The organism is Pseudomonas sp. I8001 (genome assembly GCF_013385345.1).
Classification (GTDB): Bacteria; Pseudomonadota; Gammaproteobacteria; order Pseudomonadales; family Pseudomonadaceae; genus Aquipseudomonas.
The window spans coordinates 181,311-196,574 of sequence record NZ_JACAQC010000011.1 but is presented as its reverse complement, the minus strand read 5'-3'; the positions used below and the strand labels follow the sequence as shown (position 1 = coordinate 196,574).

The 15,264-nt window shown below is 60.6% G+C and carries 18 protein-coding genes; 6 read left to right on the top strand and 12 right to left on the bottom strand.

What is annotated here, in order from left to right:
- The first annotated feature begins 78 nt into the window (after positions 1–78).
- The gene (locus HX839_RS11970; protein ID WP_029615884.1) at positions 79–1,242 is read left to right on the top strand and encodes a 1-acyl-sn-glycerol-3-phosphate acyltransferase; all 1,164 of its coding nucleotides are present in this window, start codon (positions 79–81) and stop codon (positions 1,240–1,242) included.
- A 135-nt stretch (positions 1,243–1,377) separates the two neighbouring features.
- Here the strand turns inward: HX839_RS11970 and HX839_RS11965 are convergent, their stop codons facing one another.
- Complete coding sequence (locus HX839_RS11965; protein WP_003216159.1) at positions 1,378–1,635, bottom strand: hypothetical protein; 258 nt, start codon at positions 1,633–1,635, stop codon at positions 1,378–1,380.
- A 181-nt stretch (positions 1,636–1,816) separates the two neighbouring features.
- On the opposite strand from HX839_RS11965, the gene HX839_RS11960 reads away from it, so the two are divergent.
- Positions 1,817–2,026 carry a hypothetical protein gene (locus tag HX839_RS11960; RefSeq protein ID WP_008434269.1) on the top strand — a complete coding sequence of 70 codons (210 nt, stop codon included), beginning with the start codon at positions 1,817–1,819 and terminating at the stop codon, positions 2,024–2,026.
- Between the two features lie 102 nt (positions 2,027–2,128).
- Here HX839_RS11960 and HX839_RS11955 read toward each other — a convergent pair whose 3' ends face one another.
- Positions 2,129–2,713: a YajG family lipoprotein gene (locus HX839_RS11955; RefSeq protein ID WP_003216157.1), complete on the bottom strand. Its 585-nt coding sequence runs from the start codon at positions 2,711–2,713 to the stop codon at positions 2,129–2,131.
- Positions 2,714–2,897: 184 nt separating this feature from the next.
- On the opposite strand from HX839_RS11955, the gene HX839_RS11950 reads away from it, so the two are divergent.
- On the top strand, positions 2,898–3,131 hold the full coding sequence (locus HX839_RS11950; protein ID WP_003216156.1) for a hypothetical protein: 234 nt from the start codon (positions 2,898–2,900) through the stop codon (positions 3,129–3,131).
- 727 nt (positions 3,132–3,858) lie between these two features.
- A complete protein-coding gene (mqo, locus tag HX839_RS11945) occupies positions 3,859–5,367 on the top strand; it encodes a malate dehydrogenase (quinone) (protein WP_003216154.1) in 1,509 nt (502 codons plus the stop codon).
- A 94-nt stretch (positions 5,368–5,461) separates the two neighbouring features.
- Here mqo and HX839_RS11940 read toward each other — a convergent pair whose 3' ends face one another.
- From HX839_RS11940 to HX839_RS11930, 3 genes are all read right to left on the bottom strand, one after another.
- Positions 5,462–5,749, bottom strand: a complete 288-nt coding sequence (locus HX839_RS11940) for a PA4642 family protein (RefSeq protein ID WP_003216153.1) — start codon at positions 5,747–5,749, stop codon at positions 5,462–5,464.
- A 208-nt stretch (positions 5,750–5,957) separates the two neighbouring features.
- Positions 5,958–6,443 (bottom strand): hypothetical protein, encoded by a 486-nt coding sequence (locus HX839_RS11935; RefSeq protein WP_008434279.1) that lies wholly within the window; start codon positions 6,441–6,443, stop codon positions 5,958–5,960.
- 61 nt (positions 6,444–6,504) lie between these two features.
- Positions 6,505–7,062: a hypoxanthine-guanine phosphoribosyltransferase gene (locus HX839_RS11930; RefSeq protein WP_003216150.1), complete on the bottom strand. Its 558-nt coding sequence runs from the start codon at positions 7,060–7,062 to the stop codon at positions 6,505–6,507.
- A gap of 165 nt (positions 7,063–7,227) precedes the next feature.
- Between HX839_RS11930 and upp the strand changes: the two genes are divergently transcribed.
- Entirely contained in the window at positions 7,228–7,866 is a 639-nt protein-coding gene (gene upp / locus HX839_RS11925; RefSeq protein WP_003216149.1) for a uracil phosphoribosyltransferase, read from the top strand.
- Positions 7,867–7,868: 2 nt separating this feature from the next.
- The gene (locus tag HX839_RS11920) at positions 7,869–9,143 is read left to right on the top strand and encodes a uracil-xanthine permease family protein (protein ID WP_087692860.1); all 1,275 of its coding nucleotides are present in this window, start codon (positions 7,869–7,871) and stop codon (positions 9,141–9,143) included.
- A 129-nt stretch (positions 9,144–9,272) separates the two neighbouring features.
- Here the strand turns inward: HX839_RS11920 and hisC are convergent, their stop codons facing one another.
- The 7 genes from hisC to HX839_RS11885 all read right to left on the bottom strand — a co-directional run bounded on the left by hisC (position 9,273) and on the right by HX839_RS11885 (position 15,263).
- The gene (gene hisC, locus HX839_RS11915; protein ID WP_003216145.1) at positions 9,273–10,325 is read right to left on the bottom strand and encodes a histidinol-phosphate transaminase; all 1,053 of its coding nucleotides are present in this window, start codon (positions 10,323–10,325) and stop codon (positions 9,273–9,275) included.
- Positions 10,326–10,328: 3 nt separating this feature from the next.
- The gene (gene hisD / locus HX839_RS11910; RefSeq protein WP_008434283.1) at positions 10,329–11,654 is read right to left on the bottom strand and encodes a histidinol dehydrogenase; all 1,326 of its coding nucleotides are present in this window, start codon (positions 11,652–11,654) and stop codon (positions 10,329–10,331) included.
- 127 nt (positions 11,655–11,781) lie between these two features.
- A complete protein-coding gene (hisG, locus tag HX839_RS11905) occupies positions 11,782–12,417 on the bottom strand; it encodes an ATP phosphoribosyltransferase (protein WP_003188599.1) in 636 nt (211 codons plus the stop codon).
- Positions 12,418–12,664: 247 nt separating this feature from the next.
- Positions 12,665–13,930 carry a UDP-N-acetylglucosamine 1-carboxyvinyltransferase gene (murA, locus tag HX839_RS11900; protein WP_003216140.1) on the bottom strand — a complete coding sequence of 422 codons (1,266 nt, stop codon included), beginning with the start codon at positions 13,928–13,930 and terminating at the stop codon, positions 12,665–12,667.
- Positions 13,931–13,953: 23 nt separating this feature from the next.
- A complete protein-coding gene (locus tag HX839_RS11895; RefSeq protein ID WP_008434291.1) occupies positions 13,954–14,193 on the bottom strand; it encodes a BolA family protein in 240 nt (79 codons plus the stop codon).
- A gap of 114 nt (positions 14,194–14,307) precedes the next feature.
- Positions 14,308–14,613: a lipid asymmetry maintenance protein MlaB gene (locus tag HX839_RS11890; protein WP_003216137.1), complete on the bottom strand. Its 306-nt coding sequence runs from the start codon at positions 14,611–14,613 to the stop codon at positions 14,308–14,310.
- Positions 14,610–15,263 (bottom strand): phospholipid-binding protein MlaC, encoded by a 654-nt coding sequence (locus tag HX839_RS11885; protein WP_003216135.1) that lies wholly within the window; start codon positions 15,261–15,263, stop codon positions 14,610–14,612. The genes HX839_RS11890 and HX839_RS11885 overlap by 4 nt, the downstream gene beginning before the upstream one ends.
- Between the last annotated feature and the right edge of the window lies 1 nt (position 15,264).

The following is a 15,264-nucleotide window of genomic DNA, read 5'->3' as shown; positions in this document are numbered from 1 at the left end:
CCAATTGCCCGGACCACGCCCTGATATTTATTGTTCCAAACCTTTACTTACCCTAGCCGTTTCTAACAAGAGAGCATGATGGGCGAATTCGATACCATCCGACCTTACAACGACAGCGAAGTCCCGGCAGTGCTGGCCCGACTGTTCAGTGACAAGGCCTTTCTGGACATCCTGACCCACTTTCGCTTCCCGCGCTTTGCCGGCGCTTTCGGCTGGCTGCTCAAGCCGATGATCGCTCATAAACTGCGCCGTGAGTTCGCCGGCGTCACCACCGTGGCCACGCTGCAGGACAAAGTCGAGTTTTACGTCGACCACACCATCGAGCGGGCAACCGACGGCGTGACCTATACCGGCGTGGAGCAGTTCAAATCCGGCAGCGCCTACCTGTTCCTGGCCAACCACCGCGACATCGTGATGGACCCGGCCTTCGTCAACTACGCCGTGTATCACGCCGGCCTGCCGACGCCACGCATCGCCATCGGCGACAACCTGCTGCAAAAGCCGTTTGTCAGCGACCTGATGCGCCTGAACAAGAGTTTTATCGTGCACCGCTCGATCACCGGGCGCAAAGAGAAGATGGCGGCCTACCAGTTGCTGTCGGCCTACATCAACCATTCGATTCGCAACGACTGCCAGTCGATCTGGATCGCCCAGGCCGAAGGCCGCGCCAAGGATGGGGATGATCGCACCGAGTCGGCGATCCTCAAGATGTTCCACATGAGCCGCAAGGACGAGCCGTTCGCCGAAGTCATCCAGTCACTGAACCTGACGCCGGTGTCCATCAGCTACGAATACGACCCGTGCGACGCAGCCAAGGCCCGCGAGCTGTACATCCGCGCCACCACCGGCACCTACAGCAAGGCGCCGGGGGAAGATGACGTGAGCATTGCCCTGGGCATCACCGGCTACAAGGGCCGGGTACACGTCAACTTCGCGCCGCCGATCACCGAGGCGTTCGAAGACACCAAGCTGTTGGCGATCGAAATGGACCGGCAGATCCTGGGCGGTTATCGGTTGTTCCCGGTGCATTACCTGGCGTACGCCCAATGGAGCGATGCCGATCCGCAATTGCAGGTACCGACCGCAGCCGAGGTATTCCCGGCGGACGAGTTGGCCAAGGCGAAGGCAGAGTGGGAGCGGCGCTTGAATGCGTGCCCGGCCGAGCATCGGCCGTATCTGGTGTTGCAATACGCGACGCCGGTGAGGAATCAGTACCGGGTCAAGGCCGGGATTGCCCTGTAACCCGGTACCAGCAACAGCGCAAACCCAATGTGGGAGCGGGCTTGCTCGCGAAGGCGGTGGATCAGCCAATCATGTATTGACTGACACCGCGCTTTCGCGAGCAAGCCCGCTCCCACAGTTGTTTTTAGGGTGTTCCTACAATCGGGTACTAAGAAAGGACACCAGCAACGCCAGCCCCAGACAGGCAAACCCCAACCGGTAGAACAGGCGATAGGTACGCTGCGTCAACACGTCCAGATACAGCATTGGCTGATCAATGGCACGCAGTTCGCTTTGCGCGGCAAGGCGGGCCATCGCGCGCTGTTCATGCAGGCGCGTGACAAACAGCAGCCATGCCGCCGGGCAGGCCAGTAACAGGGCAAGGGAATTGAGCAGTAGTGCGGTCAGCGACATCGCAAACCTCGATGTATCAGTGTCTTGGTATCAATCCAGATACAAACCTGAATGATATGCGCCGCCTGCGCGTCATTACTCCTTCCCCATTGACGGCTAATGTATCCAGTAATTTACAGCGTCACCTGAACGTCACCTTAACAAGCCACTCTGTTGCCCTTCGAAAGCAAGGGAGCTTGTCATGTTGCACGCGCAGAACCAGGATCGGCTGTATCTGATTGCCCCAAGTGATGAGCAAGAGGCGCTGGTGGGCGGCCTCGCGTTCAATGTGCAGGACCGCCACTGGCTGGTGTATTGCGCCCTCGGCGGGCATCAACATGCCGACCTGCCGGAGTTGGACTTGCTCACTGGCGTGAGTGTGCTGGACTTTTATGTCGAAACGGCTGCATGAAAACGGCAGGCGTAAAAAAACCGGGCTCATCGCTGAGCCCGGTCATCGTTCCCACGCGCCGCAAAGGAATGCCGACTGGGGCGCTCCGCGCCCGCCTGACGGTTACTGCGAGCTGAGCAGCGAACCGATGCTCGGGTCCTTGAACAGGCGCGTCAGGGCATCGCTCAACACGTCGCTGACCAGCTTGGTGTTGGTTTCCTGGTTCGGCGCCATGCCGAAGCGCTGGTCCAGGGATGCGCCGTAACGGCCGCTGTAGCGACGGGTACCGGCAGTCACGTCGGACTTGAAGGTCGCGCCGATGGTGGCTTCAGTCACGTACAGGCCTTCCTTGGGCGACTGATACTTCAGCTCGGCCAGGGTGATGGTCAGTTGTGGCGCACCTGGCGAGTTGGAAGGGGTGAAGCCCAACAGGCGCACGGCCGCTTCGGCCTGGGCTTGCAGCTTGGGCAGCACGTCCGCACCGGTCACCGTGATGGCGCTGGTTTCCGGGTACAGGCCGCCACGGGTGCCGAGGGTCGGCGACGGACGCCCGTCAACCACACGCACCGACACCGGCTGGCCATGGCCGACAGGCGCCAGCTGGGTGGTGATTTTCGGTTGCGGGCTGAGTTGTTGCGGGCTGTGGGCGCAGCCAACCAGGGTCAAACTGGTCACAGTGATCAAACCGAACAACAGGCGTTGCAACATACTCATTTCTCCAGGACTAGATGCAAACAGGGCGCCAGTATAACGGTGAGCGCTCGCCACTCACCAGAATTCCTGAACGGCGCCTGAACTGTCGGCGAAATTACAATTTTCACACAGAACCGTCACCTCAATGTCATGCCAGACTGCCAACCTTCGCAGCATGTAACGAACCGGGTACACAGCCATGCGCCTTCTCAAATCTTTGTTCTTTTCCCACGCCAGCCATCGCCACTTTGCCCTGCTCGACGCCCAAGGCTGCTGCCAGGCTTTCAAGCAGTGCAGCCTGCCGCCCGTCGGTGAAGGCTGGGTCGAAGTCGAAGAGACCCGCCTGAGCTGGATGCACCGTCCGCTGCCCGCCAGCGCGCGCGTCAGCCCCCGGGTTTCGCAGCCACAGGCACGGCACGCGTTGGCCTCCTGACCAGACTGCTAATAAAAGTCATTAAACACGTCCATTTGCGCGCATTTCTTCGCTACAATCTCCCCCCGATTATAAGGACGTCTCCTGATCGGGCCTCGCAGCATCGCTAATGCACTTGTATTAGCTCCCCCGCACCGCCCACAGAGAGCCGCCCACACAGATCGTGTGAAGCTGGCGAGCTTGCTGTTTTCTCTGCAAACCATCGTCTTTACCCGAATCTGCCAGAGCTGCCATGCGCTCGGCCACTTGAGTTGTTTGCCCGTTTTGCCGCTTGCCGGCAGTGATTTCGGGCCAGGTGCCAGGCTGGGGCAGCCCTTTTTTGAGGTTCACGTCTTCAAAAGAGCGTGAAAAAAACGGGTTTTCACAACTTCACAAGAGTGTGGCGAGCAAATGAATAGTTTTGCGTTTGTACAAGCACCATCAGCGTCTGGAACAGCCCCACCACACAGGACCGAGCACTCCTCAAGAACCGGAGCTTGAAGCCTGTCCGCTACGGATTTGGTTGCACGATCGGACGAGCTTGACCATAAGTCGAATTGCCACAGGCGCCCTTAAATGCGTTCATACGCAGATCAGGCCCGGTCGGCAGCGTCCGCTTGCGATAAATTGCGAAGAATCGGACATGGCGATCCTGGCCATGGGTAACCTGGGGCATCACGTGAACCGCCCCGTCACTCCTGGCAGCCATGCCGTCAATTTGGTGCTGCAGATTTTGGAGACGCGTTAAATGGCGCATAACGAAGCAGTCGACGTAGTACTGGTAGGTGCGGGCATCATGAGTGCCACCCTCGCCGTACTGCTCAAAGAGCTCGACCCCGGCCTCAAGCTGGAAGTCGTTGAGCTGATGGATTCGGGTGCCGCGGAAAGTTCCAACCCGTGGAACAACGCCGGTACCGGCCACGCCGGGCTGTGTGAGCTGAACTACACACCGCAGGCCGCCGACGGCTCCATCGACATCAAGAAAGCCGTGCACATCAACACCCAATTCGAGGTGTCGAAGCAGTTCTGGGCCTACCTGACCAAGAAAGGCACCTTTGGCTCGTCCAAATCCTTTATCAGCCCCGTGCCGCACCTGAGCTTCGTACAGGGCGAGAAAGGCGTGTCGTTCCTCAAGAAGCGCTTTGAAACCCTCAGCCAGCACCACGCGTTCTCGGACATGCACTACACCGAAGACCGCAGCGAGATGGCCGAGTGGATGCCGCTGATGATGCCCGGCCGCCCGCTGGACGAAAAAATCGCCGCCACCCGCGTGATGAACGGCACCGACGTCAACTTCGGCGCCCTGACCAACCAGTTGCTCTCGCACCTGACCAGCGCCCCGGATGCCCAGGTCAAGTACAGCAAGCGCGTCACCGGCCTCAAGCGCAACGGCGCCGGCTGGACCGTGAGCATCAAGGACGTCAACAGCGGCAATTCCCGTGATGTGGACGCCAAGTTCGTGTTCCTCGGCGCCGGTGGCGCGGCCCTGCCGCTGTTGCAAGCCTCGGGCATCGAGGAAAGCAAGGGCTTCGGCGGCTTCCCGGTCAGCGGCCAGTGGCTGCGTTGCGACAACCCGGAAGTGGTCAAGCACCACCAGGCCAAGGTCTACAGCCAGGCGGCCGTGGGTTCGCCACCGATGTCGGTGCCGCACCTCGACACCCGTGTGGTCGACGGCAAGAAATCCCTGCTGTTCGGGCCATACGCCGGTTTCACCACCAAGTTCCTCAAGCACGGCTCGTTCCTTGACCTGCCCATGTCGATTCGTGCCGGCAACATCGGCCCGATGCTGGCCGTGGCCCGGGACAACATGGACCTGACCAAGTACCTGGTCAGCGAGGTGCGCCAGTCCATGGAGCAGCGCCTGGAATCCCTGCGTCGCTTCTACCCTGAGGCAAAAGCCGAAGACTGGCGCCTGGAAGTGGCCGGCCAACGGGTGCAGATCATCAAGAAAGACCCGAAGAAAGGCGGCGTGCTGCAATTCGGTACCGAACTGGTTGCGGCCAAGGACGGTTCGCTGGCCGCCCTGCTCGGCGCGTCTCCAGGTGCTTCGGTGACCGTGTCGATCATGCTGGAACTGATCGAACGCTGCTTCCCGACGAAAGCCGCCGGTGAGTGGGCCGCCAAGCTGCACGAGATCTTCCCGGCTCGGGAAAAGGTCCTGGAGACCGATGCCGAGCTGTATCGCAAGATCAACACGCAGAACAACATCAGCCTGGAACTGGTTGAGCAGAGCAGCGAGACCGAAAGCTACGCTTGAGCGTCGTGACGCAGAGCGTCAGTTGATGCATTCCCACGCAGAGCGTGGGAACGAAAAACGCCCCTAACGGGGCGTTTTTTTTCGTCCGCAACAATCAGCCGCGAGCTTGTTCGATCAGCTCGATGTACTCGGCGGCGTTGCGCTGGTCCTTGATCACTTCAACGAAGGTCAGGCCATGCTCATCCTTGCCATCGAGGTCCAGGCCGGCTTCCTTGAAGAAAACCAGGAAGCGTTCGAAGTCGTCGATACGCAGGCCGCGGTAGGCCTTGATCAGTTTGTGCAGGGACGGCGAAGTGGCGTCTACCGGCTCGAAATCCAGGAACAGCTTGATTTGCTCGTCGCCGATTTCATCACCAATCACCTGTTTCTTATCTTTACGCATTACCGACTCCAGCCTGCAGACATTTACACGGGAAAAGCAGTTTACCTGCGGCACCGCGGCTTCGAAAGCTACGCGAACCAATGTGGGAGCCGGCTTGCCTGCGATAGCGGTGCATCAGTAACAGATGGGCCAACGGACCCACCGCTATCGCAGGCAAGCCAGCTCCCACATTGACTGTATTTACACCGCCGAATGCGCGTCGGCTGGATTATTTGGCGCGCACCGCCCCGGTGTGCAAATCGGCCCAGATATGGCCGTTGGCGTAAGTGAGGAATTGCACATAGACCGTGTCATTGCGCAACAAGTCGACGATCACCCGATACTGGGTCACCGGATACGACAAGGTCAGGGTTTTGCTTTTGTCGTCGAACACCGGCTTTTTCAGGCTTTTGCTTTCAGCATCAAAGTTGAGGATCACCTGGGCGATGGTCGCGCCTTTGTTCAGGGACTTGCCCTTGAGGCGGATCATCAACGGCGAGGTCACCGGGATCGGCTGCTGGGTGGATTGGCGCTGGTTACCCACCACCACCGAATACTCGGTGACTTGCAGCAATTGCTGCTGGTCCGGGGTTTCGGCGCGCAGGGTCAGGTCGTCGGGCGGCAGGAATTGGCTGTGCAGCGGCGCCGGAGCAGCCGCCAGGGGCAAACTGAGGGTCAGCGCCAGGGCGGCGCAGGTGCGAATCAACAGGCTCATGAACAGCTCCAGACGCAGGGGCCAAGCACGATAGCATGACAACCCTGCGCCTGAATCCCGCTTACATCCCTTTGACGGCGTAGATCCCATTGGCGTTGCGCCAGTAGCCTTTGTAGTCCATGCCGTAACCGAAGATGTAACGGTCAATGCACGGCAGGCCCACGTAATCGGCTTTCAGGTCCGGACGGGCCTTGCGGTCGTGGTCCTTGTCGATCAGCACGGCAGTGTGCACCTTGCGCGCGCCGGCGTGTTTGCAGAAGTCGATGATCGCGCCCAGGGTGTGACCTTCGTCGAGGATGTCGTCGATGATCAGCACGTCGCGGTCGATGAACGAGACTTCCGGCTTGGCTTTCCAGAACAGGTCGCCGCCACTGGTTTCATTGCGATAGCGAGTGGCGTGCAGGTAGGACGCTTCCAGCGGGAATTGCAGGTGGGTGAGCAATTTACCGGCGAAAATCAGGCCACCGTTCATCACGCAAAAGACCACCGGGTTGGTGTCGGCCATTTCACGGGAGATGTGCGCGCCGACCTTGGCGATGGCCTCTTCGACTTGCGCTTCGGTGTACAGGCAGTCAGCCTCGCGCATGATTTGACGGATATGCTCGAGATCAGCGGACATGGCGCTCTCCAAGGGGGTGCTGTGGCAAGAAAAGCGGGCAAAGGTACGCATGTGAGGCCCAACGTTCAAGCCTTAATGGACTAACGTACTAGATGTCTATAGGACAACACCCTCGGATAGATTAATCTAGGCCGGTTTTTTTGCCCGCCGCCGGAGCCTTTCCCCATGCCCATCCGTGAGATCCGCCATCCGCTGATCCGACATAAACTCGGCCTTATGCGCCGCGCCGACATTAGCACGAAGAACTTCCGTGAGCTTGCTCAGGAAGTCGGAGCGCTGCTCACCTACGAGGCGACCAAAGACCTGCCCCTGGAAAACTACGAGATCGCCGGTTGGTGTGGTCCCGTCCAGGTCGAGAAAATCGCCGGCAAGAAGATTACCGTGGTGCCGATCCTGCGTGCCGGTATCGGCATGCTCGAAGGCGTGCTCAGCCTGATCCCGGGTGCCAAGGTCAGCGCCGTAGGCGTGGCCCGCAACGAAGAGACGCTGCAGGCCCACACCTACCTGGAAAAACTGGTACCGGAAATCGACGAGCGCCTGGCGATGATCATCGACCCGATGCTCGCCACCGGCAGCTCCATGGTTGCCACCATCGACCTGCTGAAAAAAGCCGGTTGCAAGGACATCCGCGCCATGGTGCTGGTGGCCGCTCCCGAAGGCATCGCCGCCGTCGAGAAAGCCCACCCGGACGTGTTGATCTACACCGCATCCATCGATGAACGCCTGAATGAACATGGCTACATCATCCCGGGCCTGGGCGATGCCGGCGACAAGATCTTCGGTACCAAGCAGAAGGACGCGTGACCATGCAGGATGAGTTCAACGACCCGCTTTGGCGCCAGATCCTGTCTGGCGCACAGATGCTCTTCGTAGCATTTGGCGCGCTGGTGTTGATGCCGCTGATCACCGGTCTCGATCCAAACGTCGCCCTGTTTACCGCAGGCTTGGGCACCTTGTTGTTCCAGGTGGTTACCGGGCGCCAGGTACCGGTGTTCCTGGCGTCGAGCTTTGCGTTTATCACCCCGATCATTCTCGCCAAGGGCCAGTTCGGCCTCGCGGCGACCATGGGCGGCGTGATGGCGGCCGGCTTCGTTTACACCTTCCTGGGCCTGGCCGTGAAGATCAAGGGCACCGGTTTCATCGACCGGCTGCTGCCGCCGGTGGTGATCGGGCCGGTGATCATTTCCATTGGCCTGGCCATGGCGCCGATTGCGGCCAATATGGCGATGGGCAAGGCCGGTGACGGCAGCGAGTTGATCCACTACCAGACCGCCATGCTGATCTCGATGCCGGCGCTGCTGACCACGTTGATCGTGGCGGTGTTCGGCAAAGGCATTTTCCGCCTGGTGCCGATCATCTCCGGCGTGCTGGTGGGTTTCGCCATGTCGTTCTACTTCGGCGTAGTCGACACCGCGAAGATCGCCGCCGCACCGTGGTTCGCCCTGCCCCACTTCACCGCGCCGGAATTCAACTGGCAGGCGATCCTGTTTATCGTCCCGGTGGCCCTGGCCCCGGCGATCGAACACATCGGTGGTGTGATTGCGGTGGGCAGCGTGACCGGTCGCGACTACCTGAAGAAGCCTGGCCTGCACCGCACCCTGCTGGGTGACGGGATCGCCACCACCGCTGCCGGCCTGTTCGGCGGCCCGCCCAACACGACCTACGCGGAAGTGACGGGCGCGGTGATGCTGACCAAGAACTACAACCCGAAGATCATGACCTGGGCGGCGGTGTTTGCCATCAGCCTGGCGTTTATCGGCAAGTTCGGCGCGCTGCTGCAAAGCATTCCAGTCCCGGTAATGGGCGGGATTCTGTGCCTGCTGTTCGGCTCGATTGCCGCAGTGGGGATGAACACCCTGATCCGCCACAAGATCGACCTTGGCGAAGCGCGCAACCTGGTGATTGTGTCGGTGACCCTGGTGTTCGGGATTGGCGGTGTGCTGGTAGGCACCGGCACTGGCCCGGATGACTTTGGCCTGAAGGGCATCGCCCTGTGTGCGGTGGTAGCGATTGCGTTGAATCTGCTGCTGCCGGGCAATGACGGCTGGAAGAACAGGAAGCCGGATGAGCCGCTGATCTAACTGCCAACGCAAAACCAATGTGGGAGCGGGCTTGCTCGCGAATGCAGTGTGTCATTCAGCACATCAGTGACTGAACCACCGCATTCGCGAGCAAGCCCGCTCCCACATTTTTTTGAGTTTCAGTGTGGCTTACAGCTCGCCCAACGCATCGATCAGCGCCTGGTTCTGCTCAGGCGTGCCAATACTGATCCGCAGGAACTGGGCAATCCGCTCCTGCTTGAAGTGCCGCACAATCACCCCCTGCTCCCGCACCTTGGCCGCCAGCCCGGCAGCGTCGTGCCCTGGATGCCGGGCAAAGATGAAGTTGGCCGCCGACGGCAGTACTTCAAACCCCTTGGCCTGCAGTTGCGCCACCAGCTTTTCACGGCTATCGATCACCAACTTGCAGGTGTTCCGGAAGTATTCGCGGTCTTCAAAAGCGGCGGCCGCGCCGACAATCGCCAGACGGTCCAGCGGGTAGGAGTTGAAGCTGTTCTTGACCCGCTCCAGCGCCTCGATCAGGTCCGGGTGGCCCACGGCCAGGCCCACCCGCAAACCGGCCAGGGAGCGCGACTTGGAGAGGGTCTGGGTCACCAGCAGGTTCGGGTAACGGTCCACCAGGCTGATGGCGGTCTCGCCGCCGAAGTCGATATAGGCTTCATCGACCACCACCACCGAGTCCGGGCTGGCCTTGAGGATTTGCTCCACGGCGTCCAGCGCCATCACGCAACCGGTCGGCGCGTTCGGGTTCGGGAAGATGATCCCGCCGTTGGGCCTGGCGTAGTCCGACACGCGGATCTGGAACTGTTCATCCAGCGGCACTGCGTCGAAGGCAATGCGGTACAGGCCGCAGTACACCGGGTAGAAGCTGTAGCTGATGTCCGGGAACAGCAGCGGCAGGTCGTGCTGGAACAAACCGTGGAAGATGTGCGCCAGGACTTCATCGGAGCCGTTGCCGAGGAACACCTTGCCCGCGTCGATCCCGTAGTACTTGGCCACCGCCTGCTTGAGCAGGTCGCTGTTGGGGTCCGGGTACAAACGCAGATTGTCGTTCAGCTCGGCCTGCATGGCAGCCAGCGCCTTGGGCGATGGGCCGTAGGGGTTTTCATTGGTGTTGAGTTTTACCAGCTTGGTCAGCTTCGGTTGCTCACCGGGCACGTAAGGCACGAGATCCTTGACGAGCGGGCTCCAGAATTTGCTCATGTTTCAGTTCCCCTGCTTATCGTCAACGATGCGGTATTCGGCGCTGCGGGCGTGGGCGGTCAGCGACTCGCCACGGGCCAGCACGGAAGCGGTCTTGCCCAACTCCGACGCGCCCTCTGGCGAGCAGAAGATGATCGACGAGCGCTTCTGGAAGTCATATACGCCCAGCGGCGAGGAGAACCGCGCAGTGCCCGACGTGGGCAGCACGTGATTGGGACCTGCGCAGTAGTCGCCCAGGGCTTCGCTGGTGTGGCGGCCCATGAAGATCGCGCCGGCGTGGCGAATCAGCGGCAGCCAGGCTTGTGGGTCGGCGACGGACAACTCCAGGTGTTCCGGGGCGATACGGTTGGCCACTTCGATGGCCTGCTCCATGTCGCGGACCAGGATCAGGGCGCCACGGCCATTGATCGACTTCTCGATGATCTCGGCGCGCTCCATGGTCGGCAGCAGCTTGGCGATGCTGGCGGCGACCTTGTCCAGGAATTCGGCGTCCGGGCTGACCAGGATCGCCTGGGCGTCTTCGTCGTGCTCGGCCTGGGAGAACAGGTCCATGGCGATCCAGTCCGGGTCGGTCTGGCCGTCACACACCACGAGGATTTCCGAAGGGCCGGCGATCATGTCGATGCCGACCTGGCCAAATACATGGCGCTTGGCCGTGGCCACGTAGATGTTGCCCGGGCCAACCACCTTGTCGACCTTCGGCACGCTTTCGGTACCGTAGGCCAGGGCCGCTACCGCTTGGGCGCCACCGATGGTGAACACGCGATCAACGCCCGCGATGCAGGCCGCTGCCAGCACCAGTTCGTTGATTTCGCCGCGCGGGGTAGGCACCACCATGACCACTTCGGTCACGCCGGCCACCTTGGCCGGAATCGCGTTCATCAGTACCGAGGACGGGTACGACGCTTTGCCGCCCGGCACGTACAGGCCAGCACGGTCCAGCGGCGTGACCTTCTGGCCCAGTACGGTGCCGTCGGCCTCGGTGTAGCTCCAGGAATCCTGTTTCTGTTTCTCGTGGTAGCTGCGCACCCGCGCGGCCGCCACTTCCAGGGCTTCGCGCTGGGGCGCGGTGATGCGGGTCAAGGCCAGTTCCAGGCGTTCGCGGGGCAGGATCAGGTCGGCCATGGAGGCGACATCCAGGCCATCGAACTGCCGGGTAAAATCAACCAGCGCCGCGTCACCGCGCTCGCGCACGGCCTTGATGATGTCGAGCACCCGCTGGTTGACCGAATCGTCGGACACGCTTTCCCAGCTCAGCAGATGATCCAGATGATGGGCGAAATCCGGGTCGGCAGCGTTGAGTCGGGCAATTGCAGTGGACGTGGTCATAGCGAGGGCCTCATAGGAATGGCAAAAATGCTCAGGCGCCGAAAGTTAGCAGTCGATCCGCTTGGGCACCTGAGAATTCTGGCTATGAGGCGGATAGACGGGCGCGGCTTGGGGCCGCGCGGGTGAGTCAACCGCGGTGTCGAGACTCCACTGCCTTGCGCAGGGTGTCGATCAACGCCTGGATACGGGCGTGCTGCATTTTCATCGAAGCTTTGTTGACGATCAGCCGGGAGCTGATGTCGGCGATAAAGTCCTGGGGCTCCAGGCCGTTGGCGCGCAGGGTGTTGCCGGTATCGACCACGTCGATGATCTTGTCGGCCAGGCCGATCAGCGGTGCCAACTCCATCGAGCCGTAAAGCTTGATGATGTCGACCTGGCGGCCTTGCTCGGCGTAGTAACGCTTGGCAACGTTGACGAACTTGGTCGCCACCCGCAGGCGGCCTTTAGGCTCGACGTCACCGACACGGCCGGCGGTCATCAGCTTGCACAGGGCGATACGCAGGTCCAGCGGCTCGTACAGGCCCTGGCCGCCGTATTCCATCAACACGTCTTTGCCCGCGACGCCGAGGTCGGCCGCGCCATGTTCAACGTAGGTTGGCACATCGGTGGCACGCACGATCAGCAGGCGAACGTCGTCCTGGGTCGTGGGGATGATCAGCTTGCGGCTCTTGTCCGGATTCTCGGTCGGCACGATGCCCGCTTCAGCCAGAAGCGGCAAAGTGTCGTCAAGGATGCGGCCCTTGGACAGTGCGATGGTCAACATGGGAAACGTCAGTCCTTCATCAGGCTATTGCTGTCCGGTCGCAATCGGCGCCAGACACAGATCGAGGCCATTACAGCCTCGACTTGAAACCAATCAGCTAATAGCATACATCGTCATGTGGCGAGGGAGCTTGCTCCGGCTGGGGCGCGAAGCGGCCCTGATCTTTGTTTAAAAAGACTGGGACTGCTGCGCAGTCCAGCGGGAGCAAGCTCCCTCGCCACAATGAACGTGTTTGCAGTTCCTGGAACTAGCCCGGTACGCGGCGGATTTTCGCGCCGAGCATCTGCAGCTTCTCTTCGATGCACTCGTAACCACGGTCTATGTGGTAGATGCGGTCGATGAGGGTGTCGCCGTCAGCGCACAACGCCGAGATCACCAGGCTGGCGGAGGCACGCAGGTCGGTAGCCATCACTGGCGCGCCCTTGAGCTTCTCGATGCCGGTCACGATGGCGGTGTTGCCTTCGACCTGGATCTTGGCGCCCATGCGGTGCAGCTCGTACACGTGCATGAAGCGGTTTTCGAAGATGGTCTCGATCACGGCACCGGTGCCTTCGGCAATCGCGTTCAGGGAAATGAACTGCGCCTGCATGTCGGTCGGGAACGCCGGGTACGGAGCGGTACGCACGTTAACGGCTTTTGGCCGCTTGCCATGCATGTTCAGCTCGATCCAGTCTTCACCGGTGGTGATCTCGGCGCCGGCTTCCTTGAGTTTTTCCAGGACGGCTTCGAGGATGGTCGGATCAGTGTCCTTGACCTTGACACGGCCACCGGTGACGGCAGCCGCGACCAGATAGGTACCGGTCTCGATGCGGTCCGGCATCACCTTGTAGGTAGCCGAATGCAGGCGTTTCACGCCATCAATGGTGATGGTGTCGGTGCCGGCGCCGGTGATGTTGGCACCCATGGCGATCAGGAAGTTGGCCAGGTCGACCACTTCCGGCTCGCGCGCGGCGTTTTGCAGCACGCTGCGGCCATTGGCCAGGGCAGCGGCCATCATGATGTTCTCGGTACCGGTCACACTGACGGTATCAAAGAAGAAGTTTGCGCCACGCAGGCCGCCTTCCGGCGCCTTGGCCTTGATGTAGCCGCCTTCGACGTCAATGGTTGCACCCATGGCTTCGAGGCCACGGATGTGCAGGTCCACCGGACGCGAACCGATGGCGCAACCGCCAGGCAGTGCGACTTCGGCTTCGCCGAACCGGGCAACCATCGGGCCCAGGACCAGGATCGAGGCGCGCATGGTTTTCACCAGCTCGTACGGTGCGATCAGGGTCTTGATGGTGCGCGGGTCGATTTCGACGCTGAGTTTCTCGTCGATCACCGGCTCGATGCCCATGCGACCGAACAACTCGATCATGGTGGTGATGTCATGCAGGTGCGGCAGGTTGGCCACGGTAACCGGGCCATCGCACAGCAAGGTCGCTGCCAGGATCGGCAGGGCGGAGTTCTTCGCCCCGGAAATACGGATCTCGCCATCAAGACGAGCACCGCCGGTAATAATCAATTTATCCATAAGAATCTCGACGCCTTGGGGGCTCAGGTGCGCTCGGCCCAGGCCGCGCGGCTGAAAAATTTCATAGTGACCGCATGGATGCTGCCATCGGTGATCCACGGGTTCAAATGGGCATAGATCTGCTGCTGACGCTTGACCGGGCTCAATGCCGCCAGTTCATCGCTAATCACGTTCAGCTGGAAATTGCAGCCTTCGCCCTCAACTTCAACATTAGTTTCGGGCAGCTTTCCTTCAAGGAAGCTTTTAACTTCTAGGGCCTGCATGATCAACCTCTATGGGCGCCCAGTGCGCGCGGGTCGCACATCATACAAAAAAGCCCCGCGCCTGCGAACCCCGCATAGCAGGACTCTGACGGGGGGCTTCTTTAATAATGTGTATTAAGGATGCGCCAACAGCTCGGTCAGACCGGAAACCTCAGCGATTTCACGCATGTCTTCGGGCAATGCACGAATGCTCACCGGCTTTTTGACGGCCTGCGCATCGCGCATGAAACACAGCAGCAACGACAAGCCGACGCTGCTGGACTTCACCACCGCCGAGCAATCCAGCACCAGCGCAGGAGCGGTACTGGCATTGATCAGCGCCTGGCCCTGCTTGCGCAGGGCGGGTCCAGTGCTGTAATCCAGCACGCCGCTGAGCAACAGCTCACCGGACTCGCCAAGGCGAATGGCCGACTCGGTCATTGGGCAGGCTTCCCGGCAGCTTTGTCGGTTTCTTCCTTGGCCTTGGCCACTTCACCGGCCCAACCGTTGATGGTTTTGTCCAGGTCGTTGCCATTGCGCTGCATGGCATCCGCGAACTGGTCACGGAACAGCTTGCCAATGTTGATGCCGTTGATGATCACGTTACGCAGTTTCCACTCGCCGTTGACCTTCTCGAGCGTGTACTGCACAGGGTAGACCGCGCCGTTGTTGCCCTTGACGCTCATGTTGACGCTGGTGCGGTCACCCGACTCATCCCCGGCAGGGGCGACGGTAATCCCCTGGTTGTTGTACTCCAGCAGGGCATTGCCGTAGAACTGGAACAAGCCCTTCTTGAAGTTTTCCTGGAATGTCTGCATCTGCGCAGGCGTAGCCTTGCGCGAGTACTTGACGGTCATGATGCTTTTGGAAATACCTTCAGCATCGACAACAGGCCCGACAATCGTGTTCAGCGCGTTATAGAACTGACTCGGGTCCTGCTTGTACTTTTCCTTGTTGGCACTCAGGTCAGCCAACATCTTGTTGGTGGTGTCCTGCACCAGGTCATGCGCAGAACCGCCGGCAGCGGCGTTAGCCATCAACGGCAGTGCCGCGAGCAGTACCAACAGGCCACGTCGCAAAGTAGAGATCATG

Excerpts from the sequence above, each read along its gene's own strand:
- HX839_RS11970 (WP_029615884.1), top strand. The coding sequence starts at position 79 with ATGGGCGAATTCGATACCATCCGACCTTACAACGACAGCGAAGTCCCG.
- HX839_RS11965 (WP_003216159.1), bottom strand. The coding sequence starts at position 1,635 with ATGTCGCTGACCGCACTACTGCTCAATTCCCTTGCCCTGTTACTGGCC.
- HX839_RS11960 (WP_008434269.1), top strand. The coding sequence starts at position 1,817 with ATGTTGCACGCGCAGAACCAGGATCGGCTGTATCTGATTGCCCCAAGT.
- HX839_RS11955 (WP_003216157.1), bottom strand. The coding sequence starts at position 2,713 with ATGTTGCAACGCCTGTTGTTCGGTTTGATCACTGTGACCAGTTTGACC.
- HX839_RS11950 (WP_003216156.1), top strand. The coding sequence starts at position 2,898 with ATGCGCCTTCTCAAATCTTTGTTCTTTTCCCACGCCAGCCATCGCCAC.
- mqo (WP_003216154.1), top strand. The coding sequence starts at position 3,859 with ATGGCGCATAACGAAGCAGTCGACGTAGTACTGGTAGGTGCGGGCATC.
- HX839_RS11940 (WP_003216153.1), bottom strand. The coding sequence starts at position 5,749 with ATGCGTAAAGATAAGAAACAGGTGATTGGTGATGAAATCGGCGACGAG.
- HX839_RS11935 (WP_008434279.1), bottom strand. The coding sequence starts at position 6,443 with ATGAGCCTGTTGATTCGCACCTGCGCCGCCCTGGCGCTGACCCTCAGT.
- HX839_RS11930 (WP_003216150.1), bottom strand. The coding sequence starts at position 7,062 with ATGTCCGCTGATCTCGAGCATATCCGTCAAATCATGCGCGAGGCTGAC.
- upp (WP_003216149.1), top strand. The coding sequence starts at position 7,228 with ATGCCCATCCGTGAGATCCGCCATCCGCTGATCCGACATAAACTCGGC.
- HX839_RS11920 (WP_087692860.1), top strand. The coding sequence starts at position 7,869 with ATGCAGGATGAGTTCAACGACCCGCTTTGGCGCCAGATCCTGTCTGGC.
- hisC (WP_003216145.1), bottom strand. The coding sequence starts at position 10,325 with ATGAGCAAATTCTGGAGCCCGCTCGTCAAGGATCTCGTGCCTTACGTG.
- hisD (WP_008434283.1), bottom strand. The coding sequence starts at position 11,654 with ATGACCACGTCCACTGCAATTGCCCGACTCAACGCTGCCGACCCGGAT.
- hisG (WP_003188599.1), bottom strand. The coding sequence starts at position 12,417 with ATGTTGACCATCGCACTGTCCAAGGGCCGCATCCTTGACGACACTTTG.
- murA (WP_003216140.1), bottom strand. The coding sequence starts at position 13,930 with ATGGATAAATTGATTATTACCGGCGGTGCTCGTCTTGATGGCGAGATC.
- HX839_RS11895 (WP_008434291.1), bottom strand. The coding sequence starts at position 14,193 with ATGCAGGCCCTAGAAGTTAAAAGCTTCCTTGAAGGAAAGCTGCCCGAA.
- HX839_RS11890 (WP_003216137.1), bottom strand. The coding sequence starts at position 14,613 with ATGACCGAGTCGGCCATTCGCCTTGGCGAGTCCGGTGAGCTGTTGCTC.
- HX839_RS11885 (WP_003216135.1), bottom strand. The coding sequence starts at position 15,263 with ATGATCTCTACTTTGCGACGTGGCCTGTTGGTACTGCTCGCGGCACTG.